The sequence below is a fragment of the Corynebacterium doosanense CAU 212 = DSM 45436 genome, from assembly GCF_000767055.1.
Lineage (GTDB): Bacteria > Actinomycetota > Actinomycetes > Mycobacteriales > Mycobacteriaceae > Corynebacterium > Corynebacterium doosanense.
This window is the reverse complement of the sequence record NZ_CP006764.1, coordinates 886,785-911,784: the sequence shown is the minus strand read 5'-3', so window position 1 is coordinate 911,784 and position 25,000 is coordinate 886,785. Positions and strand designations below refer to the sequence as shown.

At 66.1% G+C, this 25,000-nt stretch carries 23 protein-coding genes; 13 read left to right on the top strand and 10 right to left on the bottom strand.

Annotation, left to right across the window (positions count from 1 at the left end; genetic code table 11):
* Nucleotides 1-8: 8 nt before the first annotated feature.
* Nucleotides 9-656 (bottom strand): TetR/AcrR family transcriptional regulator, encoded by a 648-nt coding sequence (locus CDOO_RS04530; RefSeq protein WP_051064045.1) that lies wholly within the window; start codon nt 654-656, stop codon nt 9-11.
* 628 nt (nt 657-1,284) lie between these two features.
* Here CDOO_RS04530 and CDOO_RS13890 point away from each other — a divergent pair.
* The 4 genes from CDOO_RS13890 (at nt 1,285) to CDOO_RS04515 (ending at nt 4,433) form a co-directional block, all read left to right on the top strand.
* Nucleotides 1,285-1,428 carry a hypothetical protein gene (locus CDOO_RS13890; protein ID WP_155861329.1) on the top strand — a complete coding sequence of 48 codons (144 nt, stop codon included), beginning with the start codon at nt 1,285-1,287 and terminating at the stop codon, nt 1,426-1,428.
* 566 nt (nt 1,429-1,994) lie between these two features.
* A complete protein-coding gene (locus CDOO_RS04520; RefSeq protein ID WP_018021858.1) occupies nt 1,995-2,549 on the top strand; it encodes a hypothetical protein in 555 nt (184 codons plus the stop codon).
* 183 nt (nt 2,550-2,732) lie between these two features.
* A complete protein-coding gene (locus CDOO_RS14275; protein ID WP_155861330.1) occupies nt 2,733-3,503 on the top strand; it encodes a YihY/virulence factor BrkB family protein in 771 nt (256 codons plus the stop codon).
* 69 nt (nt 3,504-3,572) lie between these two features.
* Nucleotides 3,573-4,433 (top strand): hypothetical protein, encoded by an 861-nt coding sequence (locus tag CDOO_RS04515; RefSeq protein ID WP_018021859.1) that lies wholly within the window; start codon nt 3,573-3,575, stop codon nt 4,431-4,433.
* A 1-nt stretch (nt 4,434) separates the two neighbouring features.
* Here the strand turns inward: CDOO_RS04515 and CDOO_RS04510 are convergent, their stop codons facing one another.
* Nucleotides 4,435-5,940, bottom strand: coding sequence for a multicopper oxidase family protein (locus CDOO_RS04510; RefSeq protein ID WP_018021860.1), 1,506 nt, complete (start codon nt 5,938-5,940; stop codon nt 4,435-4,437).
* Nucleotides 5,941-6,000: 60 nt separating this feature from the next.
* Here CDOO_RS04510 and CDOO_RS04505 point away from each other — a divergent pair, with 60 nt between their 5' ends.
* The 3 genes from CDOO_RS04505 (at nt 6,001) to CDOO_RS04495 (ending at nt 9,688) form a co-directional block, all read left to right on the top strand.
* Nucleotides 6,001-7,209 (top strand): MFS transporter, encoded by a 1,209-nt coding sequence (locus tag CDOO_RS04505; protein ID WP_018021861.1) that lies wholly within the window; start codon nt 6,001-6,003, stop codon nt 7,207-7,209.
* Between the two features lie 106 nt (nt 7,210-7,315).
* Complete coding sequence (glmU, locus tag CDOO_RS04500) at nt 7,316-8,707, top strand: bifunctional UDP-N-acetylglucosamine diphosphorylase/glucosamine-1-phosphate N-acetyltransferase GlmU (RefSeq protein ID WP_051064047.1); 1,392 nt, start codon at nt 7,316-7,318, stop codon at nt 8,705-8,707.
* Nucleotides 8,708-8,710: 3 nt separating this feature from the next.
* The gene (locus tag CDOO_RS04495) at nt 8,711-9,688 is read left to right on the top strand and encodes a ribose-phosphate diphosphokinase (RefSeq protein WP_018021863.1); all 978 of its coding nucleotides are present in this window, start codon (nt 8,711-8,713) and stop codon (nt 9,686-9,688) included.
* 43 nt (nt 9,689-9,731) lie between these two features.
* Here CDOO_RS04495 and CDOO_RS04490 read toward each other — a convergent pair whose 3' ends face one another.
* From CDOO_RS04490 to CDOO_RS04475, 4 genes are all read right to left on the bottom strand, one after another.
* On the bottom strand, nt 9,732-11,294 hold the full coding sequence (locus CDOO_RS04490; RefSeq protein ID WP_018021864.1) for an AMP-binding protein: 1,563 nt from the start codon (nt 11,292-11,294) through the stop codon (nt 9,732-9,734).
* 17 nt (nt 11,295-11,311) lie between these two features.
* A complete protein-coding gene (locus tag CDOO_RS04485) occupies nt 11,312-13,552 on the bottom strand; it encodes a 3-hydroxyacyl-CoA dehydrogenase/enoyl-CoA hydratase family protein (protein WP_018021865.1) in 2,241 nt (746 codons plus the stop codon).
* Between the two features lie 22 nt (nt 13,553-13,574).
* Entirely contained in the window at nt 13,575-14,744 is a 1,170-nt protein-coding gene (locus tag CDOO_RS04480) for an acyl-CoA dehydrogenase family protein (RefSeq protein ID WP_018021866.1), read from the bottom strand.
* A gap of 180 nt (nt 14,745-14,924) precedes the next feature.
* The gene (locus CDOO_RS04475) at nt 14,925-15,353 is read right to left on the bottom strand and encodes a VOC family protein (RefSeq protein WP_018021867.1); all 429 of its coding nucleotides are present in this window, start codon (nt 15,351-15,353) and stop codon (nt 14,925-14,927) included.
* Here CDOO_RS04475 and CDOO_RS04470 point away from each other — a divergent pair.
* The 3 genes from CDOO_RS04470 to pth (CDOO_RS04460) all read left to right on the top strand — a co-directional run bounded on the left by CDOO_RS04470 (nt 15,352) and on the right by pth (CDOO_RS04460) (nt 17,463).
* Nucleotides 15,352-16,011 carry a DNA alkylation repair protein gene (locus tag CDOO_RS04470; protein ID WP_018021868.1) on the top strand — a complete coding sequence of 220 codons (660 nt, stop codon included), beginning with the start codon at nt 15,352-15,354 and terminating at the stop codon, nt 16,009-16,011. The genes CDOO_RS04475 and CDOO_RS04470 overlap by 2 nt on opposite strands.
* Nucleotides 16,012-16,183: 172 nt before the next feature.
* The gene (locus tag CDOO_RS04465) at nt 16,184-16,843 is read left to right on the top strand and encodes a 50S ribosomal protein L25/general stress protein Ctc (protein ID WP_018021869.1); all 660 of its coding nucleotides are present in this window, start codon (nt 16,184-16,186) and stop codon (nt 16,841-16,843) included.
* Between the two features lie 71 nt (nt 16,844-16,914).
* On the top strand, nt 16,915-17,463 hold the full coding sequence (gene pth / locus CDOO_RS04460; protein ID WP_018021870.1) for an aminoacyl-tRNA hydrolase: 549 nt from the start codon (nt 16,915-16,917) through the stop codon (nt 17,461-17,463).
* Here pth (CDOO_RS04460) and CDOO_RS04455 read toward each other — a convergent pair.
* Entirely contained in the window at nt 17,460-18,926 is a 1,467-nt protein-coding gene (locus CDOO_RS04455; RefSeq protein ID WP_018021871.1) for a C4-dicarboxylate transporter DctA, read from the bottom strand. The genes pth (CDOO_RS04460) and CDOO_RS04455 overlap by 4 nt on opposite strands.
* Nucleotides 18,927-19,060: 134 nt before the next feature.
* Complete coding sequence (locus tag CDOO_RS04450) at nt 19,061-20,011, bottom strand: nitronate monooxygenase (protein WP_018021872.1); 951 nt, start codon at nt 20,009-20,011, stop codon at nt 19,061-19,063.
* Between the two features lie 28 nt (nt 20,012-20,039).
* Between CDOO_RS04450 and pth (CDOO_RS04445) the strand changes: the two genes are divergently transcribed.
* The gene (gene pth / locus CDOO_RS04445) at nt 20,040-20,618 is read left to right on the top strand and encodes an aminoacyl-tRNA hydrolase (RefSeq protein ID WP_018021873.1); all 579 of its coding nucleotides are present in this window, start codon (nt 20,040-20,042) and stop codon (nt 20,616-20,618) included.
* Here pth (CDOO_RS04445) and CDOO_RS04440 read toward each other — a convergent pair.
* Nucleotides 20,609-21,151 (bottom strand): NADPH-dependent FMN reductase, encoded by a 543-nt coding sequence (locus CDOO_RS04440; protein WP_018021874.1) that lies wholly within the window; start codon nt 21,149-21,151, stop codon nt 20,609-20,611. The genes pth (CDOO_RS04445) and CDOO_RS04440 overlap by 10 nt on opposite strands.
* Nucleotides 21,152-21,242: 91 nt before the next feature.
* Between CDOO_RS04440 and CDOO_RS04435 the strand changes: the two genes are divergently transcribed.
* On the top strand, nt 21,243-22,064 hold the full coding sequence (locus CDOO_RS04435) for an SDR family NAD(P)-dependent oxidoreductase (RefSeq protein WP_018021875.1): 822 nt from the start codon (nt 21,243-21,245) through the stop codon (nt 22,062-22,064).
* A gap of 16 nt (nt 22,065-22,080) precedes the next feature.
* A complete protein-coding gene (locus CDOO_RS04430) occupies nt 22,081-23,715 on the top strand; it encodes a peptide chain release factor 3 (protein ID WP_018021876.1) in 1,635 nt (544 codons plus the stop codon).
* Here CDOO_RS04430 and CDOO_RS04425 read toward each other — a convergent pair.
* Nucleotides 23,687-24,919 carry an HNH endonuclease signature motif containing protein gene (locus CDOO_RS04425; protein WP_018021877.1) on the bottom strand — a complete coding sequence of 411 codons (1,233 nt, stop codon included), beginning with the start codon at nt 24,917-24,919 and terminating at the stop codon, nt 23,687-23,689. The two genes, CDOO_RS04430 and CDOO_RS04425, sit on opposite strands and share 29 nt — an antisense overlap.
* Between the last annotated feature and the right edge of the window lie 81 nt (nt 24,920-25,000).

The window sequence follows — 25,000 nt, the reverse complement described above, 5'->3', positions numbered from 1 at the left end:
GTGGTCACTTACTTGTCCTCCAGGGGGTCTTCAGTCTTAGTTTCTTCGGCATACTGACGCAGCTTCGGGGTCTCCTGCAGGCCGGACAGGCCGTTCCAGCACAGGTTGACGATGTGCGCCGCCACCGTCTGCTTGTCCGGCTCGCGCACGTCCAACCACCACTGCGCAGTGGCGGTGACCATGCCGACAAGCGCCTGAGCATAGATGTCCACCACCCCGGAATCTAATCCCCGATGCTCGAACGCACTGCCCAACGCACGCGACACCGTGGACACCGCACTGTTGAACAACGTGCCGTAGTTACGGCCCTGCTCCCCCTGCGCCGAATCCCGCACGAGGATGACAAACCCGTCGGTCTCCTCCTCCACGTACGTGAGCAATGCGACGCAGGCGCTCTCGATCTGATCGCGCCACCTGCCCGTGCCGATCGCCCCCGTGATCAGCGCCTCCAGCCGCAGGAGCTCCCGGTCGACGATGACCGCGTAGAGCCCCTCCTTGCCCCCGAAGTGCTCGTAGACGACCGGCTTGGAGACCCCCGCCCGGGCAGCGACCTCCTCGACGCTGGTCCCGTCGAAGCCCTTCTCCGAGAACGTCGCCCTGCCGATGCTGATCAACTGCTCACGACGCTCTTTCCCGGACATCCTCTGTCGACCCATGCCCAATAGCCTAACCGGGCTCAGGATCATTTATGATCGTGAGGCACCGCTCGTGTGCAGTTCCCCATGGTGTAATCGGCAACACTACGGTTTTTGGTACCGTCATTCTAGGTTCGAGTCCTGGTGGGGAAGCATTTTTTGGGGGTTTCCTACGGAGTGATTGCGTTTGCGCCGCGCACGCCCACCTTTGCCCCGCGTGCGGCGGCTCGACGGGATTCTCCAGCAATGTGCGCCGAAAGCAACGTCATTTTCGAATTGATCACTGCGCGGATCCAGTTAAGTCGGATCCCGAAGAGTGGAATCTGAGATTCTATTCTCACAGGTCAGACAATCCGACTGGGATTTCCCCTTACTGATCAAGCAAATTATGTAATGAAAATTCTTCGCCGGATATATAAATTGTGCTGACTCGGTTGAGGCCAAGCCTTTCCAAAGTTCCGCACAGTCCCGCTAGCGTCCACCACAATGCCTCTAGCTCAGTTTTCCTCGCCGCCCGGCGAGGTTCCCCGGAAAGAAGAAACCTATGAACTGCCCCAAGTGCAAGAGCGAGAACATCCGCATCGACTTCGTTCAGAGCGGGGGCAAGTCGTCGCACAAGGGGAATGGACTCGGAGGGCACACAAACAACATGCTCCGAACCTCTACCGCGTTGGTGACTTTTGGCACGTCCAACCTTGTCTGGAAGAAGTCCAAGGGAGGTTCCAACCACAAGTTCAAGAACGAGCGGATGGGCCTGTGCCAGTCCTGCGGCACCGGCTGGAAGGTGAAGTAGCCTCCCCGATGAAGAGGCTCGCTCACCTCTCCAGCGCGGTCGTTCTCGTCCTCACCCTGGTTGCCTGCGATGACGATAGAAAAGACCCGCCAGTAGAGCCCCAGCCGACGAGCGTCTCCTCGTCAGCGTCGCTGCCTGGCAGCGCGTTATCAACGCCCGTCGAGGCGAGCAGTGAACAGTCACCCTCGCTCACCGAACTGCCCGCTACCGCGGTACCTGCGCCCGAGCCTGTTGCCCCCACAACGGCTTCTCCACAAGTTTCCCAATGCCTCAGCGGCGACCGCCCTGGCCAAGCGTTGATGACGGACGGCACATACGGCTACTCCGATACCTGTTACCAGGAGGGGATCACGTAGAAGGGTGTCGTCGAGTGTCCGAATGGTGGTTTTGCCACCGATGCGGCCCTTTGCGATGACGGAGAGTTCAGTCCAGAGGACTACGGACCGGCAATCTAACTTCCTGGACAGAAACTCGGTTCGCGGCCGGGGCACCATGACCTAGGTAACTGAAACCAGCGGCGCCTGCTCCCCATCTGTCGGCTAGACCTAACTGAAAGACATCCCCAAATGAATCGGTTCAACCGCCTCGTCGGCGTCGCACTCCTTGCGTTCGGCCTCTCTTCCTGCAGTGCAAACAGCGACGACCCCACGCCGACCCCCACGTCTCTGCCAGCGACAACCACCATGTCCGCGGTGACCACCTCCTCAAGCAGTCCAACCTCCGAGGAACCCACGGAAGTGGAAACACCCGTGGAACAGGAACCCGTACAGTCCGCCGAACCCGAGACGGCGACCGTCGCCCAAACTCCCGCGGGTCCTGGAAATGGCTACAGGTGTCGGGGGACGGATTCCTACACATGGGACCCCTCCACGTGCACGCTCGGAGCCGTGGACTCTGCCCAGGAGCTTGCTGAATTCCAGGAACAACAGCGCCTCGCACAGATCCCCTATGCCGACGGCGGCACCTGCGCTGCAGCGGTGTGTGGCTACGGCACCAATGATCAGGGCCAACCCAATCCCACGTCCGGGGAGATCCAAACTCTCGACGGTTGTCAGGCCGGCTACATCACTGACGCGGAGCTTTGTGAGTCTGTGAGCTGGGTCGAAAACCACCAGTACTAGACCCGCGATTGCGCAACATTTCTCGTGCGGGCTCCGAAATGTGAGGCTGCAAGGAGCCCTTCCCATTCCTGGGCCGCCGCATGCGAGAAAGGGGCAAACGCATAACATCATGGCTATCTCAATTGCCCTGACTCAAATAGATCCTCGCGCCGGGGAATGAGTCCTTCCAGAAAGCAGAACGTCATGACGAACCCATTTAGCAGCGGGGAACCAACCGGGGTAAATCCGTGGGAGACCTCCGCGACACCGGCCGAGGTCGAAGAAACACGCCCCTTATGGAAAAAAGTCCTTGCCTGGCTGTCGGTTGCCTGGGGTGTCCTCTGTCTCCTCACTGCACTATTCGAGGGCCCATTTCTCGGCATGTTTCTTTTCGGCCTGATATTCATCGCGCTTGGTGCTCTATACCTTTTCGCGCCGAAGCGAAACCGCCGGTGGAAATTTGTCGTCCCCGCTGCGCTCGTGGCGATCGTCGTCAGTGCGCTGCTCATGCCGGCCACGCCTGAGGTTGACCCAGGTCCTGCCTCGGCGATCACGACGGTAACCAGCACATCAGCGTCCCCGTCTAAGTCGACGACATCCACCACAACTCCACCCAGTTCAACCGCATCCACGACCACCACAGCCACCGAAACTGAGGCCGGGGAAAACAACGAACCCACCCCACCCGTCGGTGACGAGCCCGAATCCTCTCCGTCTCCTGCCCAGCAGCACGGATTTCTGGAAACTTCGCGCGAGCCCGCCCCCGCGCCCGAGCCCGAACCTGCGCCGGCCCCGGCACCCGAACCCGAACTCGCACCGGCACCCGCGCCAGCTCCAGCGCCGAACCCCTCGACCGGTGGCGGCCTGACCTGTGCGGAGATCGGGCACAAAACCTACCCGGGAGACGGTTTCTATGTCCCGGACCATGATTCCGACGGCAACGGAGTCGGCTGCCAGAGCTACCCCAACCCGTAGGGAACCTCCCCACCGCTCCCCCGGTCTAAGAAAGCAACCACCTTTCACCAGACCTCGGGGAGCTTTTCCATGCCACCGCTCATCCACAACATTCAGAAATTGATCCTGGAACGTCTTCACGCTTTCCCCGATGCCCGCTTTGTCACCGACACTCAGCTGGTCCTCGACCCGGGGACAGGCACGCTGATGAACATCGAGACGCTCCTGGGCATGCTCGAGGAGGTCGCCGAGCCCTACCACCACGAGGTCATCGACCAGTTTGTCGGTGCTCTGACGCGAAGCATCACGGAGCTGCCCGCAGAAGTGGACACCCTGGATCGCCGGGAGGTCCTCGGCAGCGTCACCCGGCTGATCTACCCGGAGGACGTGCTCCCCGGCGTTCAGAATCCGCAGCCACTTGCACCCGGGCTGGTGACCGCCTGGGCGCTGGCCCGCGAGGACACCCTCGCTGTCATGCCTCCGGAGAAATTGATCGCCCACGCCGCCGAGGAGGACATGGACCGCGCCGCACGCGCGAGGGTCCGCGCCTACGCGCGCGGGCTCACGGTCGTGCGTGAACTCGGCGGGGTGCTGCTCCACGGCGGTAGACAGACCACGTCCGTCGCGCTGTACATCGACGACTGCGCACGTGCGGTGAAGCTACCCCGCTGCGCACACGGCTATTTCGTCTCGGTCCCCGACCGCACACACTGCATCATCGTCCCGGCGACAAAGATCGCGAGCCTGCTGCCGATGATGGAGGTCACCGTGGGCACGTTCCTCAACTCCGCTCAGCAGTTCAGCCCGTTCGTCTACCACTGGATAAACGGCACATGGCACGCGCTGGTCACCGACGCGGGCGTCACACCCACCCCCGAGCTGCTCGCGCTGCACGGGCCGGTCGACCTCTGGGACCAGGATGAGGACTACTGGGACGGGGACGCCGCCTGACTCAGTGATGCCCCATGTGTCCGAGCTCCGCTCCTTCGCCAGGTTCGACGATGACGAACTGGCCCATCATCCCCTGATCCTCGTGCAGCAGCATGTGGCAGTGGTACATGTACGGGATCGTCGGGTCGGGGAAGTGCCCGAACTCCACGGCCAGGCGCACGGTGGCCCCGGGCGGGATGGCGACGGTGTCTTTCCAGCCGTACGTTCCCACCTGCGCCACATCGGTGCCGGTGAGCTCGAGGACGCGGAAGCGTGCGTCATGGATGTGGAAGTTGTGGGGCCAGTCGGGGTTCTCGTTGGTCACCGCCCACACCTCGGGGCCGTCGTGGTCGATCTCCACGTCGACACGCTCCATGTCCATGGTCAACCCGTTGATCTGGAAGGTGTTGAGCAGGAACTCCCGCTCCGGCGCGCGGTCGACGGAGGGCACGGCAGCAGCTGCGGGATCCAACTTCGCCGGCAGCTCGCCCGGTGCGTCGCCACCCTCCGGCCCGGTGATGGCCAGCAGGTCGAAGCTGTGCTGGAACCCGAAGTCCGGGGCCTTGTCGTTGCCCTCGGGGATGCCGAAGTTCCCGCTCAGTGGCTCGGATCGCAGGGTGACCTCCTCGCCGGGCTCGAGGTCGACGATGATCTCCACGCGTTCGGCGGGACCGAGCAGGGCGTACTCCACCTCCACGGGTTCGCTGAGCAGCCCGGAGTCGGTGGCGACGATCGAGAACGGCCGACCGTCGGAGAAGGCCACATTGTAGAAACGCATGCCCGCGCCGTTGAGCACCCGCAGGCGCAGCCGACGGGCCTGCGCGTCGAGTTTCACGTTGGCCTGGCCGTTGATGAGCGGGGTGGTTCCCATGAGGCCGAGGTCGGGGTCGATGACTTCGTCGAGGTGACCGTCCTCGGTGAACTTCTGGTCGGTGATGACCACGGGGATGTCGTCCACGCCGTAGGCGTGCGGCAGCGCCAGGGAATCGGTGACGGGGTCGTCGATAAGCAGCGCTCCGGCGAGGCCGCGGTAGCAGTGCAGCGCGGTCTTCATGTGCGGGTGCGGGTGGTACCAGAGCGTCGCGGCGGGTTGATCGACGGTGAATTCCGCGGTCCAGGTGTCGCCTGGTTCGATCGGCGAGTGCGGGCCGCCGTCGGCCTTGGCGGGGAGTTTCATGCCGTGCCAGTGCACCGCGGTCATCTCGTCGAGGTCGTTGGTGACCTGCATCCGCACCTGCTCGCCGCGGCGCATGAGCAGGGTCGGCCCCATGTGTGGGCCGTTGAAACCCCAGGTGGGGGTGCTCACACCGGCCAACAGCTCGGCAGCACCCGCCTGTGCGGACAGGTCAAACACCCGCACGCCGTCGACCAGCGAGCCCTCGAGCACGGGAGGAATCGGCAGCGCGCGGGGCTCCGAGTCCTGTCCCGCGGGTTCGGGCTGCTCCGGACGGGTGCACGATGCCAGCGCCGCGGATCCGAGCAGGACCACCGCTCCCCTGATGAATGCCCGTCTGCCGAAAGTGCCCATTTCACACGCCTCTTTTCTCCATGAATTCCCGTTCTATTCTAGGGCGTAGGCTTCTGCTTCATGAACCCGCCCCAGCCCCACGAGACCCGCAACGGCCGGTTGTTCGTGCTCGCCAACGGACTGCAGGGGGTGGGCGACGAGTTTGTCTCCGCCAAGACGGTGCTGCCGTGGATCCTCAGCTCGGCCGGTGTCCCCGCGTTCTTCTCCGCCCTGCTCGTGCCCGTTCGCGAATCGGGCTCCATGCTTCCGCAGGCCGCGCTGGCCTCCTGGGTGGTCACGCGCCGCTCGCGCAAGCGTGTGTGGATCATCGGCGCGCTGGGCCAGGCCGCGGCGGCCGCAGCCATCGCCGTGAGTGCTCTGCTGCTCCGCGGGGTTGCCCTCGGCGCGGCGGTCATCGTGGCGCTCACCGTCCTCGCTCTCTTCCGCGCGCTGGCGTCGATCGCCTCCAAGGACGTGCAGGGAAGGACGATCTCCAAGGGACACCGCGGCCGCATCCAGGGCCGGGCCACCGCGCTCACCGGCGGGGTCGCGCTCGCCGCGGGACTGGGCCTCTCCATGGTCTCCGATCTGCCGCAATGGGCGCGGGCCGCCCTGCTCTTCACCGGCGCGGGCGCCTGGGCCGTGGGAGCGGCGAGTTTCACGGGCATCGTGGAGCCGGAGTCCGCGACCACGGAGCAGGACTCGAGCTGGTGGAGCGAGACGTGGTCGCTGTTCACCGACGACGCCCCCTTCCGCCGTTTTGTCCTGGTGCGCTCGCTCATGCTGGTCTCCGCGCTGTCGACCTCCTTCATCGTCCTGCTCAGCCAGGAGCTCGGCCACGACCTCACCGGGCTGGGTCTGTTCGTGGTGGCCTCGGCGGCCGCGTCGCTCGTGGGCGGTCAGATCTCCGGAATCTGGTCGGACCGCTCCTCCAAACAGGTCATGTCCGTCGGCGCCGCGGTGGCGTCCCTGGTGATCGTCGCCGTGGTCGCCCTCGCCCCGTCGGTACCGTGGACCCTCCCCCTGGGGTTCTTCCTCATCCAGCTGGCCCACACGGCGATCCGCGTGGCGCGCAAGACCTACGTGGTGGACATGGCCGAGGACGACCAGCGCACCCGGTACACGGGCGCGGCAAACACCTTCATGGGGATGATCCTGCTGGTGACCGGCGTGATCTCCGGCGCCATCGCCAGCTTCGGCGCCTCGGCAGCGCTGATCTTCCTCGCCGCGGTCGGATTCGCGGGGGTTCTCGGGGCGTCCCGGCTGCCGGAAGTCTCGGCCCGGCAGTAGCCGCGCGTTATGCTGGGGCGGACTTAACCGAAGATCTCCTAGGAGAACCGTGTCCCTACGCACCCCCTGCGCCGTAATCGTCCTGGCCGCCGGCGCCGGCACCCGCATGAAGTCCACCACGCAGAAGACCCTGCATTCGATCGGCGGGCGCACACTGCTCTCCCACTCGCTGCACGCCGCGAACGGCATCGACCCGGAGCACATCGTCGCGGTCGTGGGTCACCAGCGCGACCAGGTGGCACCGGCCGTCGAGAAGATCGCCGAGGAGCTGGACCGCGAGGTGCTGCAGGCCGTGCAGGAGCAGCAGAACGGCACCGGCGACGCCGTGGCCGCGGGCCTGACCCCGATCAGGGACTACGACGGGACGGTCATCGTCACCAACGCCGACGTCCCGCTGCTGCGCCCCGAGACGATTCAGGCACTTTTCGACGCCCATACCGACGCCTCCGCCGCCGTCACCGTTCTGTCTCTGGAGCTGGACGATCCCACCGGATACGGCCGCATCGTGCGTGACACCGACGGCAACGTCACCTCCATCGTCGAGCAGAAGGACGCCAGCGACGCCGAGAAGCAGATCACCGAGGTCAACTCGGGTGTCTTCGCCTTCGACGGCCGCATCCTCCGCGAGGCGCTGACCCGCCTGGACACCAACAACGCGCAGGGCGAGCTCTACATCACCGACGTGCTGGGCATCGCCCGCACCGACGGCCACACCGTGCACGCGCATGTCGCCGCCGACGCGGGTGAGCTCGCCGGAGTGAACAACCGCATCCAGCTCGCCGAGGCCGGCCGGGAACTCAACCGCCGCACCGTGGAGGCGGCCATGCTGGGCGGTGCCACGGTCATCGACCCGGAGACCACCTGGATCGGCGTCAACGTGCGCATCGGCCAGGACGTCACCATCCACCCAGGCACCCAGCTCTGGGGGGCGACGACCATCGGCGACGGGGCTGTCATCGGCCCGGACTCCACGCTGACGGACATGACCGTCGGGCGCGGCGCCTCGGTCATCCGCACCCACGGCGAGCGCTCCACCATCGGTGCCGACGCCACCGTCGGACCATTCACCTACATCCGCCCGGGCACGATCCTCGGCGGCGGCGGCAAGCTCGGCGCCTTCGTCGAGGCGAAGAACGCCACCATCGGCCAGGGATCCAAGGTCCCTCACCTGACCTACATCGGCGACGCCACCGTGGGCGAGGGATCGAACATCGGCGCGTCGAGTGTCTTCGTCAACTACGACGGCGTGAACAAACACCACACCACCATCGGTGACCACGTCCGTACCGGCTCGGACACCATGTTCGTCGCTCCGGTGGCCGTGGGCGACGGGGCGTACACGGGGGCCGGTACAGTTGTCACCGACGACGTGCCGGCGGGCGCGCTGGCCATCAAGGAAGGCCGACAGCGCGTCATCGAAGGTTGGGTCGAGAAAAAGCGCCCCGGTACTCCCGCAGCGGAGGCCGCCAGGCGCGCCCGTGAAAAGGAAGGCAAGTAGAACATGACCGGTCAATGGTCCGAGAGCCACAAGAACATGATGCTCTTCTCCGGGCGGGCGAACCCCGAACTCGGTGAAGCCGTCGCTTCCGAGCTGGGCATCGAACTCGTGCCCATGAGCGCACGTGACTTCGCCAACGGCGAGATCTTCGTCCGCTTCGAGGAGTCCGTCCGTGGCGCCGACTGCTTCGTCCTGCAGTCCCACACCCAGCCGCTGAACAAGTGGGTCATGGAGCAGCTCATCATGATCGACGCGCTCAAGCGTGGCTCCGCCAAGCGCATCACCGCGATCCTGCCCTTCTACCCCTACGCCCGCCAGGACAAGAAGCACCGTGGCCGCGAGCCCATCTCCGCCCGCCTCATCGCGGACCTGCTCACCACCGCGGGCGCGGACCGCATCGTCTCGGTCGACCTGCACACCGATCAGATCCAGGGTTTCTTCGACGGCCCCGTCGACCACATGCACGCCATGCCCATCCTCACGGACTACATCAAGTCCAAGTACTCCCTGGACAACATCGTCGTCGTCTCCCCCGACGCCGGACGAGTGAAGACCGCCGAGAAGTGGGCCAACGCCCTGGGCGACGCACCCATGGCGTTCGTGCACAAGACCCGCAGCGTGGACGAGGCGAACAAGGTCACCGCCAACCGCGTCGTCGGTGACGTCGAGGGCCTCAACTGCGTGCTGCTCGACGACATGATCGACACCGGCGGAACCATCGCCGGTGCCGTCCGGGTGCTCAAGGAGGCGGGCGCCAAGGACGTCATCATCGCCTGCACCCACGGCGTGTTCTCCGGCCCCGCCCGGGAACGCCTCTCCGAGTGCGGTGCCGAGGAAGTCATCACCACGGACACGCTGCCGCAGTCCACGGAGAACTGGCCCAACCTCACCGTGCTCTCCATCGCGCCGCTGCTCGCCCGCACGATCAACGAGATCTTCGAGAACGGCTCCGTCACCACCCTCTTCGAGGGCGAAGCCTAAGAAACCAAAAAAGAACCCCACCAGCAGGTGGGGTTCTTTTTTGTTATCCGCGCAGGTCGCGGCGCAGGATCTTGCCCGTGGCCGACTTGGGGATGGAACCCACGAACTCCACGGCACGCACCTTCTTGTACGGCGCCACCCGGTCCTCCACGTAGTCCATGACCTCCTCCGCGCTCAACGAGGCACCCTCGCGGAGCACGACAAACGCCTTGGGGATCTCCTCCCCGTCGTGCTCGCGGATCACGCCGACACACGCGGCGTCCGCGATGTCCGGGTGCGAGAGCAGGACACTCTCCAGCTCGGCCGGCGGTACCTGGTAACCCTTGTACTTGATCAGCTCCTTCAGCCGGTCGACGATGTAGACGTTGGTGTCCGCGTCGTACTCGGCCATGTCACCGGTGCGCAGCCAGCCGTCGACAAGCGTCTCCTGCGTGGCCTCCGGGTTGTTGAGGTAGCCGACCATGACCTGCGGGCCCTTGAGCCAGAGCTCGCCCGCGGCAGAGCGCCCGGATTTGGGGACGCCGATCTCGCGCAACTCGTCGTCGGAGACGTCGACAAGCTTCATCGACGTGTTGGCCACCAGCCGGCCCACGGAGTCCAGCGGCAGCCCGTCGCTGATGCGCACGTGGGTCACCGGCGAGCTCTCGGTCATGCCGAAACCCTGGGCGACCTCACACCCGATGCGCTTCTCGACGGCGCCCGCCAGCTCCCGCTGAAGCGACGCCGCCCCGGAGAGAACGTGTTTGAGCGAGGACAGGTCGAACTGGTCCACGATGGGATGCTTCGCCAGCGCCACCGCGATGGGCGGCGCGATGAACGCGAAGTCGATCTTCTCCTCCTGGAGAACAAAGAGGAACTCGGGGAGCTCGAACTTGGCGAAGGTGAACTGCGTGCAGCGGCGGTAGAGACAGTGGTTGAGCAGCGCGGTCATGCCGTAGATGTGGAAGAAGGGCAGGACCGTGGCGAACGTGGTGGTCTTGTCCACCACCTCGTCGGTGGCGTCGACCATCTGCACGATGTTGGCCACGAGGTTCCTGTGCGAGAGCATGACCCCCTTGGGCAGGCCGGTGGTTCCCGAGGAGAACGGGATGACGGCGATATCCGAGGGATCGATCTCCACCTCGGGTGCCTCGTGGCCCTCAGCCATGAGCGCGGCGATACCGTTGACGCCGGTGAGGCCCACGACGGCATCTCCTGAGAGCCCGGCCTTGCCCGCACCGACCGCGCCCGCCCATCCGATGGAGGAGGTGGTCAGCAGCATCCTGGCACCGGAGGCCGTGAGCAGCTTGGCGATGTCCTCGTCGGTGGCCATCGTGCCGATGGTCGTGCAGATCGCACCCAGGCGCAGGATGCCGAAGAAGGCGACGGCGAAGGTCGTCGAGTTCGGGCAGTGCAGCGCGACCACGTCGCCCTTGCCCACCCCCCGCGCGGCCAGCGCCCCGGCGAACTTCTCCACGTCATCGCGGAGTTCACCGAAGGTGATTTTCGACCCGGAGTCGACGATGGCCACGCGGCCCTCGTCCTCCTCCGAGATGTTGCCGAAGATCAGCTCGGGGACTGATACCTCGGGGATCTGGATGTCCTGGCGGGGGCTGGCGATGGGCACAGGCGGGCTTCTTTCTTCTAGGAGTCCTTCAGCGGGCGGCGGTACTTCTCCATGTGCTGGGCGCGAGCGACGTTCTTGGGGTGCAGCAGCAGACGCACACCGGCGTCCACTTCCTGCGCCTCCAACTCGTCGGATGAGATCTCGCTCACACCAGTATAGAGATCCGCGAGCTCGGCACCGATGCGACGGTCCGCCTCGGCCACGTCATCTCCCAGCCACGCCTTGTTCAGCGGCTCGGCGCCGGGAGAATACAGCGGCACCGTGGTCGGGGTCTGCGCGGTGTAGTTGCCCACCATCGCGCGGGCCTCCTCCAGCGCCCGGGCGAGAACCAGGTCGCTGTTCATGACGATGACATCGTCGTCCTGCAGCAGGAAGCGCTCGGAGGCACGGTAGGCGTTCTCCACGGGCTTGCCGTCCATGATGATGTCGAAGGCCACCTGGTGCGGGTTCTCCACGCCGGCCGCGACGGCGCGGGCGAGGATCGTGGTCGCGCCGCCCCAGGCGGGGTACAGGCCGACCAGACGCTCCGGGAAACCGATGCTGGTCTCCGCGTGGGCGACTACCCGGTCGGAGTGCACGAGCATCTCCGCGCCGCCACCGAGGGCGACGCCGCGCGCGGCGGAGACCACGGGGATCGATGCCTCGGACAGGCCGCGGAAGCCCTTGTTGCCGCTGAGGACGACCTCACGCAGACCCTCCTCGTCACCGGCGGAGGAACGGCCGGCGAGCAGCGGGAGGAACGCGCCGGCGGAGAACGCCTTGGGGTTGTCGTTGGCGATCACCAAGGCGGTCAGGCCGAGGGACTCGTAGTCGGCGGCGACCTTCTCCACGGCGGCGAGGGCGTGCTCGTCGAAGGCACCCATGGGGGTCTTCAAAGAGAAGACACCCACCCCGTCGGAGAGCTTGTACAGCACGGCTCCCTCGTTCTCGAAGGCCACCACGGTGTCCTCGTCCTTGGCCAGGTCGGCGACCCGCACGATGTCCTCGCGCTGGGCGATCTCCACGACCTCACCCTCGGAGCTGAGCACCTTGCCCTCGGCCGGGTAGAAGCCGCCCTCGCGCTCGGCGGCCTCGAGCAGCGCGGGAACCTCGCGCCCGTCCGCGCGCCAGCGCTCGAGCAGGGTGTCCATGCCGATCTCGTCGGCGAGGGCGAAGGGGCCCTTCTTCCAGGAGTAACCCAGGACAAATCCGCCGTCGATGTCGGCGACCGTGTCGGCGATCTCCGGAGCGGTGACCGCGCAGTACTCCAGGGTCTCGGCGAAGACGTCCCAGACGTAGCGGCCGCCCTCGGAGTCCACGGCGATGGCCTCGGAGATGTTCTTGGCCTGGGCCACGGGGTCGGTGACCTCGCGGCGCGGGCGGTACTCGAGGGTCTCGGGGTCGAGGGCTTCCTCGCGTCCGCGGTAGAAGCCGGACGGGCCGGTGCGGCCGGTGAAGCCGTTCTCCAGGAGCCAGGCGAAGACTCGCTCGCGCGGCAGGTCGTACTTCTGGAACGCGTCATCCTTGCTCAGCGTGCCCAGGAAGCTGTCCCAGATGGAGGGGACGATCTGAATGCCGATGTAGTCGAACAGGCCGAAGACACCGGTGCGCGGCACGCCGACGGGCTTGCCGAAGGCGGCGTCCGCCAGCTCGATGTCCAACCCGCGGTCGAGTGCGGTCTGGGCGCCGACGGACATCCAGTAGTTGCCGGTGCGGTTGGCCACGAAGCCGGGGGTGTCGCGGCAGTCGATGACACTCTTGCCCAGCTGCACCTCGACGATGGACTTGAGGTCGGCGAGGCGCTCGTCCGACATGGCCTCGGAGCGCACGATCTCCACGAGCGGCATAACGCGCGGCGGGTTGAAGAAATGGGTGATGGCGAAGTCGGCGGCCTGCTCGCGGGTCATGCCCTCGGTGAGCGTGGCCAACGGGATGGTGGAGGTGTTCGAGGAGAGGAAGGATCCCTCGGCGCGGACCTCGTTGATCTTGGCGTAGGTGTCCTGCTTGATCTTCGGGTTCTCCAGGATGGCCTCGACGATCCATTCGGCGTCGGAGAGCAGGCTGAGGTCGTCCTCGATCGTGCCCGTGCGTACCCGCTTGGCGAAGTCGGGGTGCAGGAAACCGCGGGACTTGAGCTGGCGCTCGAGGCCCTTCTCGGCGAGCTCGGTGGAGACGTCGAGAAGCACGACCTCGCAGCCGGAGTTGGCCAGGTGGGCGGCAATGCCGGCGCCCATGGAGCCGGCGCCGATGACGGCGGCCTTGGTGATGGTCTTGCTCATAGGTTGAACCTTTCTGAAGCTGTTAGGCGAAAGCGCCCTTGCCGGTGACCGCGCGGCCGATGATGAGGCTCTGGACGGAGTCGGTGCCCTCGAAGGTGTGCAGCGCCTCCATGTCGGCGAAGTGACGGACGACGTTGTTCTCGAGCAGGATGCCGGAGCCGCCGAGCATGTCGCGGGCGTTGGCGACGACGCGCTTGGCGGCGCGGGTGTTGTGCACCTTGGTCAGCGCGGCCTGGTGGCCGGCGAGCTCGCCGGCGGCGTCGAGGTCGGCGATCCGGCGGCAGTGCAGCGCCATGTTGGTGACGTCGATGAGCATGTCGGTGAGGCGCTGCTGGATGAGCTGGTGGTGCGCGAGCGGCTTGCCGAACTGGATGCGCTCCTTGGAGTACGCCAGGGCGGACTCGTAGGCGGAGATGGCGTGGCCCAGTGCGGACCAGGAGACGCCGCCGCGGGAGGCCTCGAGGATCTTGGAGGTGTCCTTGAAGGTGTTGGCACCGGGGAGTTTGTTCTCGGCGGGGATGCGGCAGTCGGTCAGGGTGATGTGCGCCTGGTGGATGGCACGCAGGGAGACCTTGCCGGTGATGTTGGTGGAGGCGTAGCCCTCGGTGTCCTGGGGCACGATGAAGCCGCCGACCTGGCCGTCGTCCATGCGCGCCCAGATGACGGTCATGTCACCCTTGTAGCCGTTGCCGATCCAGCGCTTCTCGCCGTTGAGGACCCAGGAGTCGCCGTCGCGGGTCGCGGTGGTCTCCAGCGAGACGGCGTCGGAGCCGTGGGTGGGCTCGGTCAGCGCGAAGGCGCCGAGCTTCTTGGCCGCGGCGAGGTCGGGCAGCCACTGCTGCTTCTGCTCGTCGGATCCGAAGAAGGAGATGGCGCGCATGCACAGCGCCGACTGGACTCCGAGGACGACGCCCATGGAGCCGTCGATGCGCGAGATCTCCATGCTCACCAGGCCGGCGGCCAGCGGGGACATGGCCTCCTGGCCGGGGACCTCGACGCCGTCGTTGAGCAGGCCGAGCTCCGCGAGACGTGCGACCAGCTCAAGCGGGTAGTTGCCTTTCTCCCAGTCGTCGTTGATGCGCGGGAGGGCGTCGTTCTCAAAGGAACGGGCGTTCTCCCAGTGCTTGAGGTCGTCGCCGGTGACGTCGGCGAACACCTGGTAGTAGTCGGTGGTGGGTTCAAGAATGCTCACGAGGTAACACGTCCTTCTGGTGGGTGTCTGTGACACGGGTCTCAAGTACTGAGATTCATCGTATCCAACCACACTAACCTGCGGGGAAACTTGATACCCCGGGTACCCGGTAACCTTTCGGACACCGCGCGTCACCTGCGAGAAGAGCAGAAAAAAGACACCCCTATAGGGGTGCCCAGGTCACTCGAAGACGGCCGGATCCATCCACATGACTTCCCAGCCGTGGCCGTCCACGTCGTCGAAGGCCGCGCCGTACATCGGCCCCTGCTCCTCGGCCGGGCGGGTGACGGTGCCGCCGCCATCGCCGACCCGGCGCAGCAGCTCGTCCACGTCCTCCTTCGAACGCGCGCTCAGGCAGTTGAGCACCTCGCGCGCTCCCCCGGCGGCGTAGGTCTCGCGCTGGTGGAACTCCTGGAACCGTGCGGTCTCCAGCAGCATGACCACCAGATGGTCGCTGACCACGAACGATGCGGTGCGCTCGTCGGAGAACATGGGGTTGAGCTCCCATCCCAGCGCCGAGTAGAAGGACATGGCGGCCTGAATGTCGGCGACGGGAAGGTTGATGAAGATCTGGTCGTGCGTCAGCTTATCGACGGTGTTTTCACTCATGAGCGCTCATACTAGCGTGGTGCGCATGCTCGACATCCCCGCAATAGAGAAGGCACTGGCCGGTGCGGCCGACCCGGCGAAGGCCGCCGGCATGTCCGCCTACATGCGCGGGCAGTTCCCCTTTCTCGGCGTGCCGGCCGGGCCGCGCCGGGCCGTGACAAAGGGCCTGCTGCCCCGGGAGGTCGACTGGGACGGCATCTTCCAGCTCCTGGACCACCACGAGCAGCGGGAGTTCCACTACGTGGCGGGGGACGCGATCAACCGCGCGGCCCTGACTCGCGCGGATCTCCCCCAGCTGTGCAGGTTCCTCACCACAAAATCCTGGTGGGACACCGTCGACCTGGTGGCCAGGAAGGTTGGTTCGGTAGCGGAGCCGGGCGACATGCGCGAGTGGGCGGTCGACGAGAACCTGTGGGTGCGGAGGGTGGCGATCATCCATCAGCTGGGAAGGGGCGTCGATACGCATCTTCTCGGGGAGATCATCGGGAGGAACCTGGGGTCGGGGGAGTTTTTCCTGGACAAGGCCATCGGGTGGGCGCTGCGCGACGCGTCCAAACACCACCCCGAGTGGGTGCTCCGGTACGTGGCGGAGACCGACCTCAGCGCGCTGAGTCGCCGGGAGGCCCTCAAGTGGTTGAAAGCGCAGGATCGGTGCTAGTCTGTTCGATGTCTCGGCGAGGGCTGTCCGTAACTGGATGAGCCGTTATCGACGCGATCACTGTCTTTAGTACTTAAAGCCTGCGATGACTCGTCGACATTCGAGTTGGTCGCGGGCCATTTTTTGGCCCTCGACCGTGTAATTACTTCACGATCACCTAAGGAGCCATCTCATGGCAAAGACCCCCATCATCAAGGCCGACGAGCGCAAGGAATTCGGCAAGGGCCCGTCCCGCCGCCTGCGCGTCCAGCGTCGTCTGCCCGGCGTGCTGTACGGCCACAACACGGAGAACATCCACTTCCACGTCGACCTGCTGGAGATGCAGGCACTGGTGCGTAACAACGGCACCAACGCCGTCCTCGAGCTCGAGATCGACGGCCAGCAGCACCTCGCGATGGTCAAGCACGTCGACCAGAACGTCCTGACCTTCGACATCGACCACATCGACCTGCTCTCCATCAAGCGCGGCGAAAAGGTCGAGGTCGACGTCCCCGTCGTCACCGAGGGCGAGGTGGCCCCGGGCGCTCAGCTGCTGCAGGAGACCGACACCCTGCTGCTCGAGGCCGACGTGCTCAACATTCCGGAAGAGCTCACGGTCAACGTCGAGGGCCTGGAGCCCGGCGCGCAGATCACCGCCGCCGACGTCACCCTGCCCTCCGGTGTCACCCTCGTGGGTGAGCCCGAGGACCTGGTCGTCAACGTCACCTTCGAGGAGGTCGCCGAGGTCCCCGAGGAAGGCGAAGAGGGCGAGATCGCCGAGGACGAGGACACCCCGGAGGATCCCTCCGAGGTCGAGGCCACCGAGGAGTCTTCGGAGACCGAGGAGCACTAGTTCCCCTCTCCGGCCTGTGCCCCGTCCCCTCGTGGGGCGGGGCACTCCCCTTTTCCGGGCCGTGTGCGAGGATGAACGGCGTGACTGACTCCCCCGTTCTTGTCGTGGCCCTGGGCAACCCCGGCCCCAACTACGCCGCCACCCGCCACAACGTGGGTGTCATGGCCCTGGAAGAGATGCTCGACCGCTCACGCGCCTCGCTCTCCTCCCACAAACGCACCAACACCGAGGTCGCGGAGATCCGCCTGGGTTCCAGGAAAGTCATCCTCGCGCGCACGCGAGAGTTCATGAACCTCTCCGGTGGGCCCGTTAAGGCGCTGGCCAGTTATTTTGGCGTTTCCGTTAAGGACATCGTGGTGCTTCACGACGAGCTCGAGCTCGACTTCGCCGCTGTGCGCCTGCGGCAGGGCGGCGGCGATCACGGGCACAACGGCCTGAAGTCGGTGACCAAGTCCCTGGGCACGAAGGACTACCAGCGGCTGAGCATCGGCATAGGAAGACCGCCGGGGCGCATGGACCCAGCGGCGTTTGTGCTCAAACCGTTCTCGAAGTCCGAGGCGGCGGAGCTGCCCATCATCTGCGCGGACGCGGTGGATGAGCTGGAGCGTTTCCTGGCCTAACGCTCGGTGTAGGCGTCCACGTTGATCTGCGGGGTGGGCTGCAGGCGCTCGTGCGCCGGGTCCACGACGGTCGGGTCGGAGCGGAAGCTGCCGTGGCCGTCGTCGAGCTCGGTCTCGATGTAGGGGTCCTGCCCATTGAGCACCCGCACGACCTGCTCCTTGTCCACGGTCCTGGTCCACGTGCCCACGAGCAACGTGGCCACGGAGTTGCCGGCGAAGTTGGTCAGCGCACGCGCCTCGGACATGAACTTGTCGATGCCCACGAGGATGCCGACACCGTCGACCAGGTCCGGCCGGTGCACCTGCAGGCCCGCGGTGAGCGTCGCGATGCCCGCGCCGGAGACGCCGGCCGCGCCCTTGGACGCGACCATCATGAACAGCAGCAGGCCGATCTGCTCGCCGAGTTCCATGGGCATGCTCATGGCGTCGGAGATGAAGATCGCTGCCATGGTCAGGTAGATCGCCGTGCCGTCGAGGTTGAACGAGTAACCGGTGGGCACGACGATGCCCACCGTCGACTTGTGCACGCCCAGGTGCTCCATCTTGCGCATGAGGTTCGGCAGGGCAGACTCGGAGGAGGAGGTGGCGAAGATGAGCAGGAACTCGCGGCTGAGGTAGCGGCACAGCTTGAAGATGGACTGGCCGGTGAAGATCTTCAGCACCGCGCCCAGCACGCCGAAGATGAAGATGATGCAGGTGAGGTAGAACGCGAGGATGAGGATGCCCAGCTGGATGACGGCGTCCAGGCCGGTCTGCCCGACGACGCCGGCCATGGCGCCGAACGCGCCGATCGGGGCGAGCCAGAGGATCCAGTTGAGGATCTTGAAGATGAGCTTCTGCAGCGCCGCGACGAAGCGCAGGATCGGCTCGCCGTCCTTGCCCAGCGCCTGCGTGGCGAATCCGACGAGCACCGCAATGAACAGCACCTGCAGCACGTCGACCTTCATGGTGACGTCCTCGCCGACGGCGTAGCCGGTGAAGGCGCTGAAGAAACTCTCGGGGATGATGTGCTGGATCATGGCGATCGCCGAGTTGGTGTGCGCCGCACCGCCGGCCGCCGCGGGCTCGATGTTGAGGCCGTCGCCCGGCTCGATGATGTTGCCCACGATGAGGCCCACGCCCAAGGCGAAGGTGGACATGGTGATGAAGTAGGCCAGCGCGATGCCGCCCGCCTTGCCCACCGTGGCCGCCGAGCGCACCGAGCCGATGCCGAGGACGATGGTGCAGAAGATCACCGGGGCGATGATCATCTTGATGAGCTGGATGAACATCGTGCCCAGCACCTTGAGGTCGGTGCCGGTCTCCGGGGCGAGCAGCCCGACGGCGACGCCCGCAATGATGGCGATGATCACGGAGATGTACAGCCAGTGGGTGCGGTCCTTCTTCGGACCTTTGACGGCGATCTGCGGGCTGTCGGCGACGAGATCGGCGACGGGCAGATCCTTTCCGGCGGGTGTGGACATGGCGGGCTCCTTTTGCTGACGGGACGTGTGAGTCGGGCTCGTCGGCCGGCCGCGCTAAGGAGTGGTTCGTCGACGTGTCCAAGAAGTGTGAGCTATCTCATTATGAAGCAGAAGCATTCGATCGCAAAATAGTTTTATCTCGCGGCGCTCAGTCGACGGACGATGTCCGCGGCAGGCTCGGTCTCCCGCGCCCATTCCAGGCCGGCGAGGCAGTAGGCGAAGTCCGGCTCCGAACGCCGGGGTTTGAGCAGCGGGTTGACCCAGGGGTAGATCGGCGCGACGTCGTGGGTGCGGGTGAACTCCGTGGCCAGGCCCCGGGCATATCTCCCCGAGAAGGCACGTGTACTCACCGACTCGCCGCCCTTTCTGAGCAACTCACGGTTGGCCTCTGAGGTGCCCGCTTCCTCCGCCAGGAGAAACGCGGAGCCGCAGGAAACGGCGTCGGCCTTCTCGAGGATGCGCCCGATGTTCTTCTCCGTCACTCCTCCGGCGGCGATCACGGGAACTCCGACCTTGACCGCGTCCAGCAGCTCGGTCAGCGGCCGCCAGTCCGGTTCCACCGCGACGTCCCACGTCCCGCGGTGCCCGCCCGCCTCGGGCCCCTGGACGATGACCGCGTCCACGCCGAGGCGCTCCGCCGTCGCCGCGTCGTCGGGGGTGGTGACGGTGACCCACGCCTCGATCCCGGCGTCGTGCAGCCGGTCCACCTCCGCGCGGCTGAACGGGCCGAACATGGTGCTGGCCACCGCTGGCCGATGACTAATAACCGCCGCCAACTTGGCGTCCCACCCGAAGGTGTAGTCGATGTTCGGGAGCTTATCGACGTCCACTCCCACCTCCCGCACAAAATCCCACACCTCGTCCACGGAGGCGAGAGGTTCCTGCGGTGCGAAAAGGTTGACGCCGACCCGGGTGCCCGCGCAGGAGGCCATCTGCGTCGCGGCCTCCTCGGCGCTCATCGTCCCGGTGCCGAGAAACCCCAGCCCTCCGGCCTGCGACACCGCCCGGGCGAGTTCGGAGGTGCTCGGCCCGCCCGCCATGGGCGCGGCGATGATGGGGACGGAAAGTTCGGTGACAACACTCATGTGGCCGACTCTATGTCAGACTTGAGCCGTGTTTTCGTTTCCCAGATTCTTCCGTCCCCGCCCCTCCCTGCCGGACGCCTCCTGGCTCATCGTCGGCCTGGGCAACCCCGGCCCGAAGTACGAGTCCACCCGGCACAACGTCGGGTTTCTCGCGGTGGACGACTACGACGCCGACTGGTCCCATCGCCCGGAGTACCGGGCGGAGACCGCCACGCTGGGTGACGTCTTGCTGGTCAGGCCGATGACCTTCATGAACCTTTCGGGCGAGGCCGTTGGCGCGCTGGCCCGGGCCCTGGAGATCCCAGCCGACCACGTGGTGGTCATCCACGACGAATTGGATCTGCCCGCCGGGACCGTGCGCCTGAAGGCCGGGGGCAACGAGAACGGCCACAACGGGCTGAAGTCCATCACCGAGCACCTGGGCACCCGCGACTACCTCCGGGTGCGGATCGGGATCGGTCGGCCCCCCGCCGGTGTCCCGGTACCGGACTACGTGCTCGGGGGCGTCGATAAGCCCATGTCAGCCGAGGCGGCCGAGGCTGCCCGCCTGATTACCGAGGTGGGCCTGCAGAAGGCCCAGAACGAGATCCACTTGCGTCAGCGGTAGCGGCGGACCAGGTCCTCGAGCTCCTCGAAGACCGCCTTCAACGCGTCGACGCGGCGCTCGGTCGGCTCGAACCCCCCGGCACCGAACTCGGTGAAGAGGTTGAGGTCGAGCTGGTTGCGCACATCCGGCATGGAGAAGTTGGCGGTGGCCAGACGCCAGGCCTCGACCGCGCGCACGCCGCCCGCGGCACCGTAGCCGACGAAAGCGACGGGCTTCTTCGCCCACTCCGCGCCGAGGGAGTCGAAGGCGTTCTTGAACGCGCCGGGGACGCTGTGGTTGTACTCCGGGGTGACAAAGACAAAACCCTCACAGGCGTCAATGGCCTCGGACCAGCGGTTGACACGCTCGTCGTCGTACTGCTTGTTCGCCGCCATCGGGACAGTCGCCGACGTCATCAGGGGGACGTCGAACTCCTTGAGGTCGATGAGGGTGTAGTCGAACTCGCGGTTCTGCGACTGCTCGGTGACCCAGCGGCCGACCGATTCGCCCGCCCGTCCGTCGCGGATGCTTCCGAGGATGATGCCGATAGTCATGAGTGCCTTTCCGTGTTCTCAGTTTGTGGTCGTGGCCAGGTTAGTGGACAGCGCCCTGCAGTCGAGCCGTGCACTCCGTAGCCTGGAGACAATGAATCAGCCAAGAACAGTCCTCATCACCGGCGCCTCCGACGGCATCGGCAGGTCCGCCGCCACGTTGCTCGCCGACTCCCGCCCCGACACCCGCCTCATCCTGGTCGGGCGCAACCCGGACAAGACCCGGGACATCGCGGACCGTCTCGGAACCGAGCACTTCACCGCGGACTTCGCGGACCTCGGGCAGGTGCGCACGCTCGCAGAAGACGTCCTCTCCACCACCGACCGCATCGATGTCCTGGCCAATAATGCCGGCGGCATCTTTAGCGGCCCCGAGATCACCGGTGATGACTTCGAGAAGACCTGGCAGGTCAACGTCGTCGCCCCCTGGCTGCTCACCAACCTGCTGCGCAGGCCATTGCGTGAATCCCGGGCGAATGTGGTGTCCACGTCGTCGATAGCCGCCTTCCTTTTCGCCCGCTTCAGGGCCGATGATCCGGGGACCAGGGAGAACTTCACCGACTCCCGGGCCTACGGCACCGCCAAACTCGGCGACGCGATGATGACCGCCGAGCTGGCGAAACGATTCCCGGAGCTGGGCCCCGTCGCCTTCCACCCGGGGGTCATCGCCTCCAACTTTGCGCAGGAATCCCCCTCGGCAATGCGGAGCTTCTACCGACTGCTCGACCGCACCGGGCTCGCCGGCCCCGACGGCGGCGGCAGGCGCCTGGCCCACTTCATCGAGGGCACCCCCGGCGTCCACTTCGAACGCGGGCGTTTCTATCTCCGCCCGGGCCTGCCCGCTCCCCTGGCGACACGGCAGGCTTCCGCCGTCTTCCGTGACCTCGACGAACAACTGGGACTCAGCTGGGACTGATGTAACCTGTCCCGTTATGAGCACCACCGCTGTAGAAGCCTCCCGCCGCCGCACTTTCGCCGTCATCGCCCACCCCGACGCGGGTAAGTCGACCCTGACGGAGGCGCTGGCGCTGCACGCGCACATCATCAACGAGGCCGGCGCCGTGCACGGTAAGGGCAACCGCAAGGCCACCGTCTCTGACTGGATGGAGATGGAGAAGGACCGCGGCATCTCCATCGCCTCCTCGGCCCTGCAGTTCGAGTACCTCCCCGAGGACCAGACCGGCGAGCCCTACATGATCAACCTGGTGGACACGCCCGGTCACTCCGACTTCTCCGAGGACACCTACCGCGTGCTCTCCGCGGTCGACGCCGCGGTGATGCTCATCGACGCCGCCAAGGGCCTCGAGCCCCAGACTCTCAAACTCTTCCGGGTGTGCAAGGCCCGCGGGCTGCCCATCATCACCGTGGTCAACAAGTGGGACCGCGTCGGCCGGGAGCCCCTGGCGCTTGTCGACGAAATCGTCAACGAGATCGGCCTGCAGCCCACCCCGCTGTACTGGCCGGTCGGTGAGGCCGGCGACTTCCGCGGCCTCGCGCACGTCGCGGAGGACGGCGAAGTGGACCAGTACGTCAACTTCCTGCGCACCGCGGGCGGCGCCACCATTGCACCCGAGGAGTTCTTCTCCCCCGACGAGGCCGACGCCAAGGAGGGTGACGTGTGGGAAACGGCCGTCGAGGAGGCGGAGCTGCTCGCCGCGGACGGCGCCGTGCACGACCAGGAGCTCTTCGAGAACTGCGAGACCTCCCCCCTCATCTTCGCCTCCGCGATGCTCAACTTCGGCGTGCACCAGATCCTGGACACGCTCTGCGAGATCGCCCCGGCCCCCCGATCGCGCGACGCCGACTCCCGGGCCGTCGAGGCGTCGACGAGCGCCATGGATGATCACCGCGACGTCGACGAGGATTTCTCCGGCGTGGTGTTCAAGGTGCAGGCCGGCATGGACCGCAATCACCGGGACACTCTGGCCTTCATGCGGGTGGTCTCCGGCGAGTTCGAGCGCGGCATGCAGGTCACCCACGCGCAGTCCGGTCGCACCTTCTCCACGAAATACGCGCTGACCGTGTTCGGGCGCACCCGCTCCACCGTGGAGACGGCGTTCCCCGGCGACATCGTCGGCCTGGTCAACGCCGGCTCCCTCGCCCCCGGCGACACCCTCTATTCCGGCCGCAAGGTGCAGTACCCGCCCATGCCCCAGTTCGCCCCGGAGCACTTCCGCACGCTGCGCGCGAAGTCGCTGGGCAAGTACAAGCAGTTCCGCAAGGCGCTAGAGCAGCTCGACGCCGAGGGCGTGGTGCAGATCCTGCGCAACGACCTGCGTGGCGACGCCGCCCCGGTCATGGCCGCCGTCGGCCCCATGCAGTTCGAGGTCATGCAGGCCCGCATGGAGAACGAGTACAACGTCGAGACGGTCACCGAGCCGATCCCCTACTCCGTCGCCCGCAAGACCGACGCGGCTTCTGCCGACGTCCTCGGCCGCCAGCGTGGAGTCGAGATCTTCACCCGGACGGACGGCCAGCTCATCGCCCTGTTCGGCGACAAGTGGAAGCTCGCCTTCGTGGAGAAGGAGCACCCGGAGCTCACCATTGAGGCGATGGTGGCGGACTAGGATCCTCCTTCTCCGGGACCCGGTGATACGCCCGACGCTGGGTGATCCGCTGCCCGAGGGTCTGGACCCAGTTCCTGGCCTTGCGGGAGAGCGGCCCCTCCGGCTCCACCAGCACCCAGGTGCCGTCCTCGAAGAGCCAGGCGATCTCACCCCCGGGGAAGATGACCGGGAACATCCGGCCGTCGGTCTTGATGTTGTGGCACGTCGGGCACAGCGACGACAGGTTCGCCGCACACGTGCACCCGCCGTCGGCGAAGTCCACCGCGTGGTCCATCTGTGCGTGCTCGGTGCTCCTGCCGTGCCCCGGCCCGCGGCACGTGCCGTCCCTCCCGATGACGTAGGCCCGGATGTCATCGGGAGTCCGGTAGGCCGGGGACACCTTCTCGGCCGCCTCGTCCATGTCCCGGACCTGGGTCGCGGCATCGGCGAGACGGTCGCTGGCCTCGGGCGTCAGCCACCCGACCCCGAAGACGTACGCCGGGGCGTCCTCCACGTCGTGCGCGCGGTAGACGTTGAGGATGATGCGCACCTTGGCCGCACCGGTGACGAGATCACGGAGCGCCTCGCCCTCGCTGCAGCCGGCTTCCCGGGCGCGCTCGCGCACCGCGTTCTCGATCTGCAGCGCCACGTCGGTGGCGGCGTCGAGGTTGAGGTAGGAGCGCCCGTTCTCGTCGTGGACCGCGATGAAGGCCGGCGGCTCCGGGGCGGCGGGTTTTTTGTCCACGTCGAGCTTGGGGGCGTAGAGGCGGATCCAGTCACAGATGCGTCGGCGGATCTGCCCGGAGGTGGGCAGAATCTGATTCGCCCGGGTGGGCATGAGGTACAACGCGAGCTTGCGGTCGATCTGTGCGATCAGCTCGTCGTCGCTGAGTTTGCTCAGCGCGAGATCGATGGCGATGAGGCGCGACATGTCGAGCCGGTGGGTGATCTCCTGCAGCTCGCAGACGAAAGGCAGTTCCTTCAGACGGTGCATCGCGCTGAGGATGTTGTCTATCTGGCGGGGCCCTTTGCCGGTGAGGCGCTGGATGCCCAGCACCGAGATGGCAAGGTCTGCGTCGTCCCCGGGAAGTAGTGAGGCCCAGAGTTCGTACTCGAGCCGGCGGAGGTCGGCAGCAACCTGCGCTGCCGGATCATCCACCTCCGTGGAGAAGTAGGCGCGGGAGTATCTGTCGTGGTGGTCCTGGAGGTCGGGTGTGGCATACATGATTCCCCCGAATCAATGTTCTACTGATCTGTTCCGCCTGCACCATATCTGAGCAGGCAGACAGCCACCCCAACCTATTCG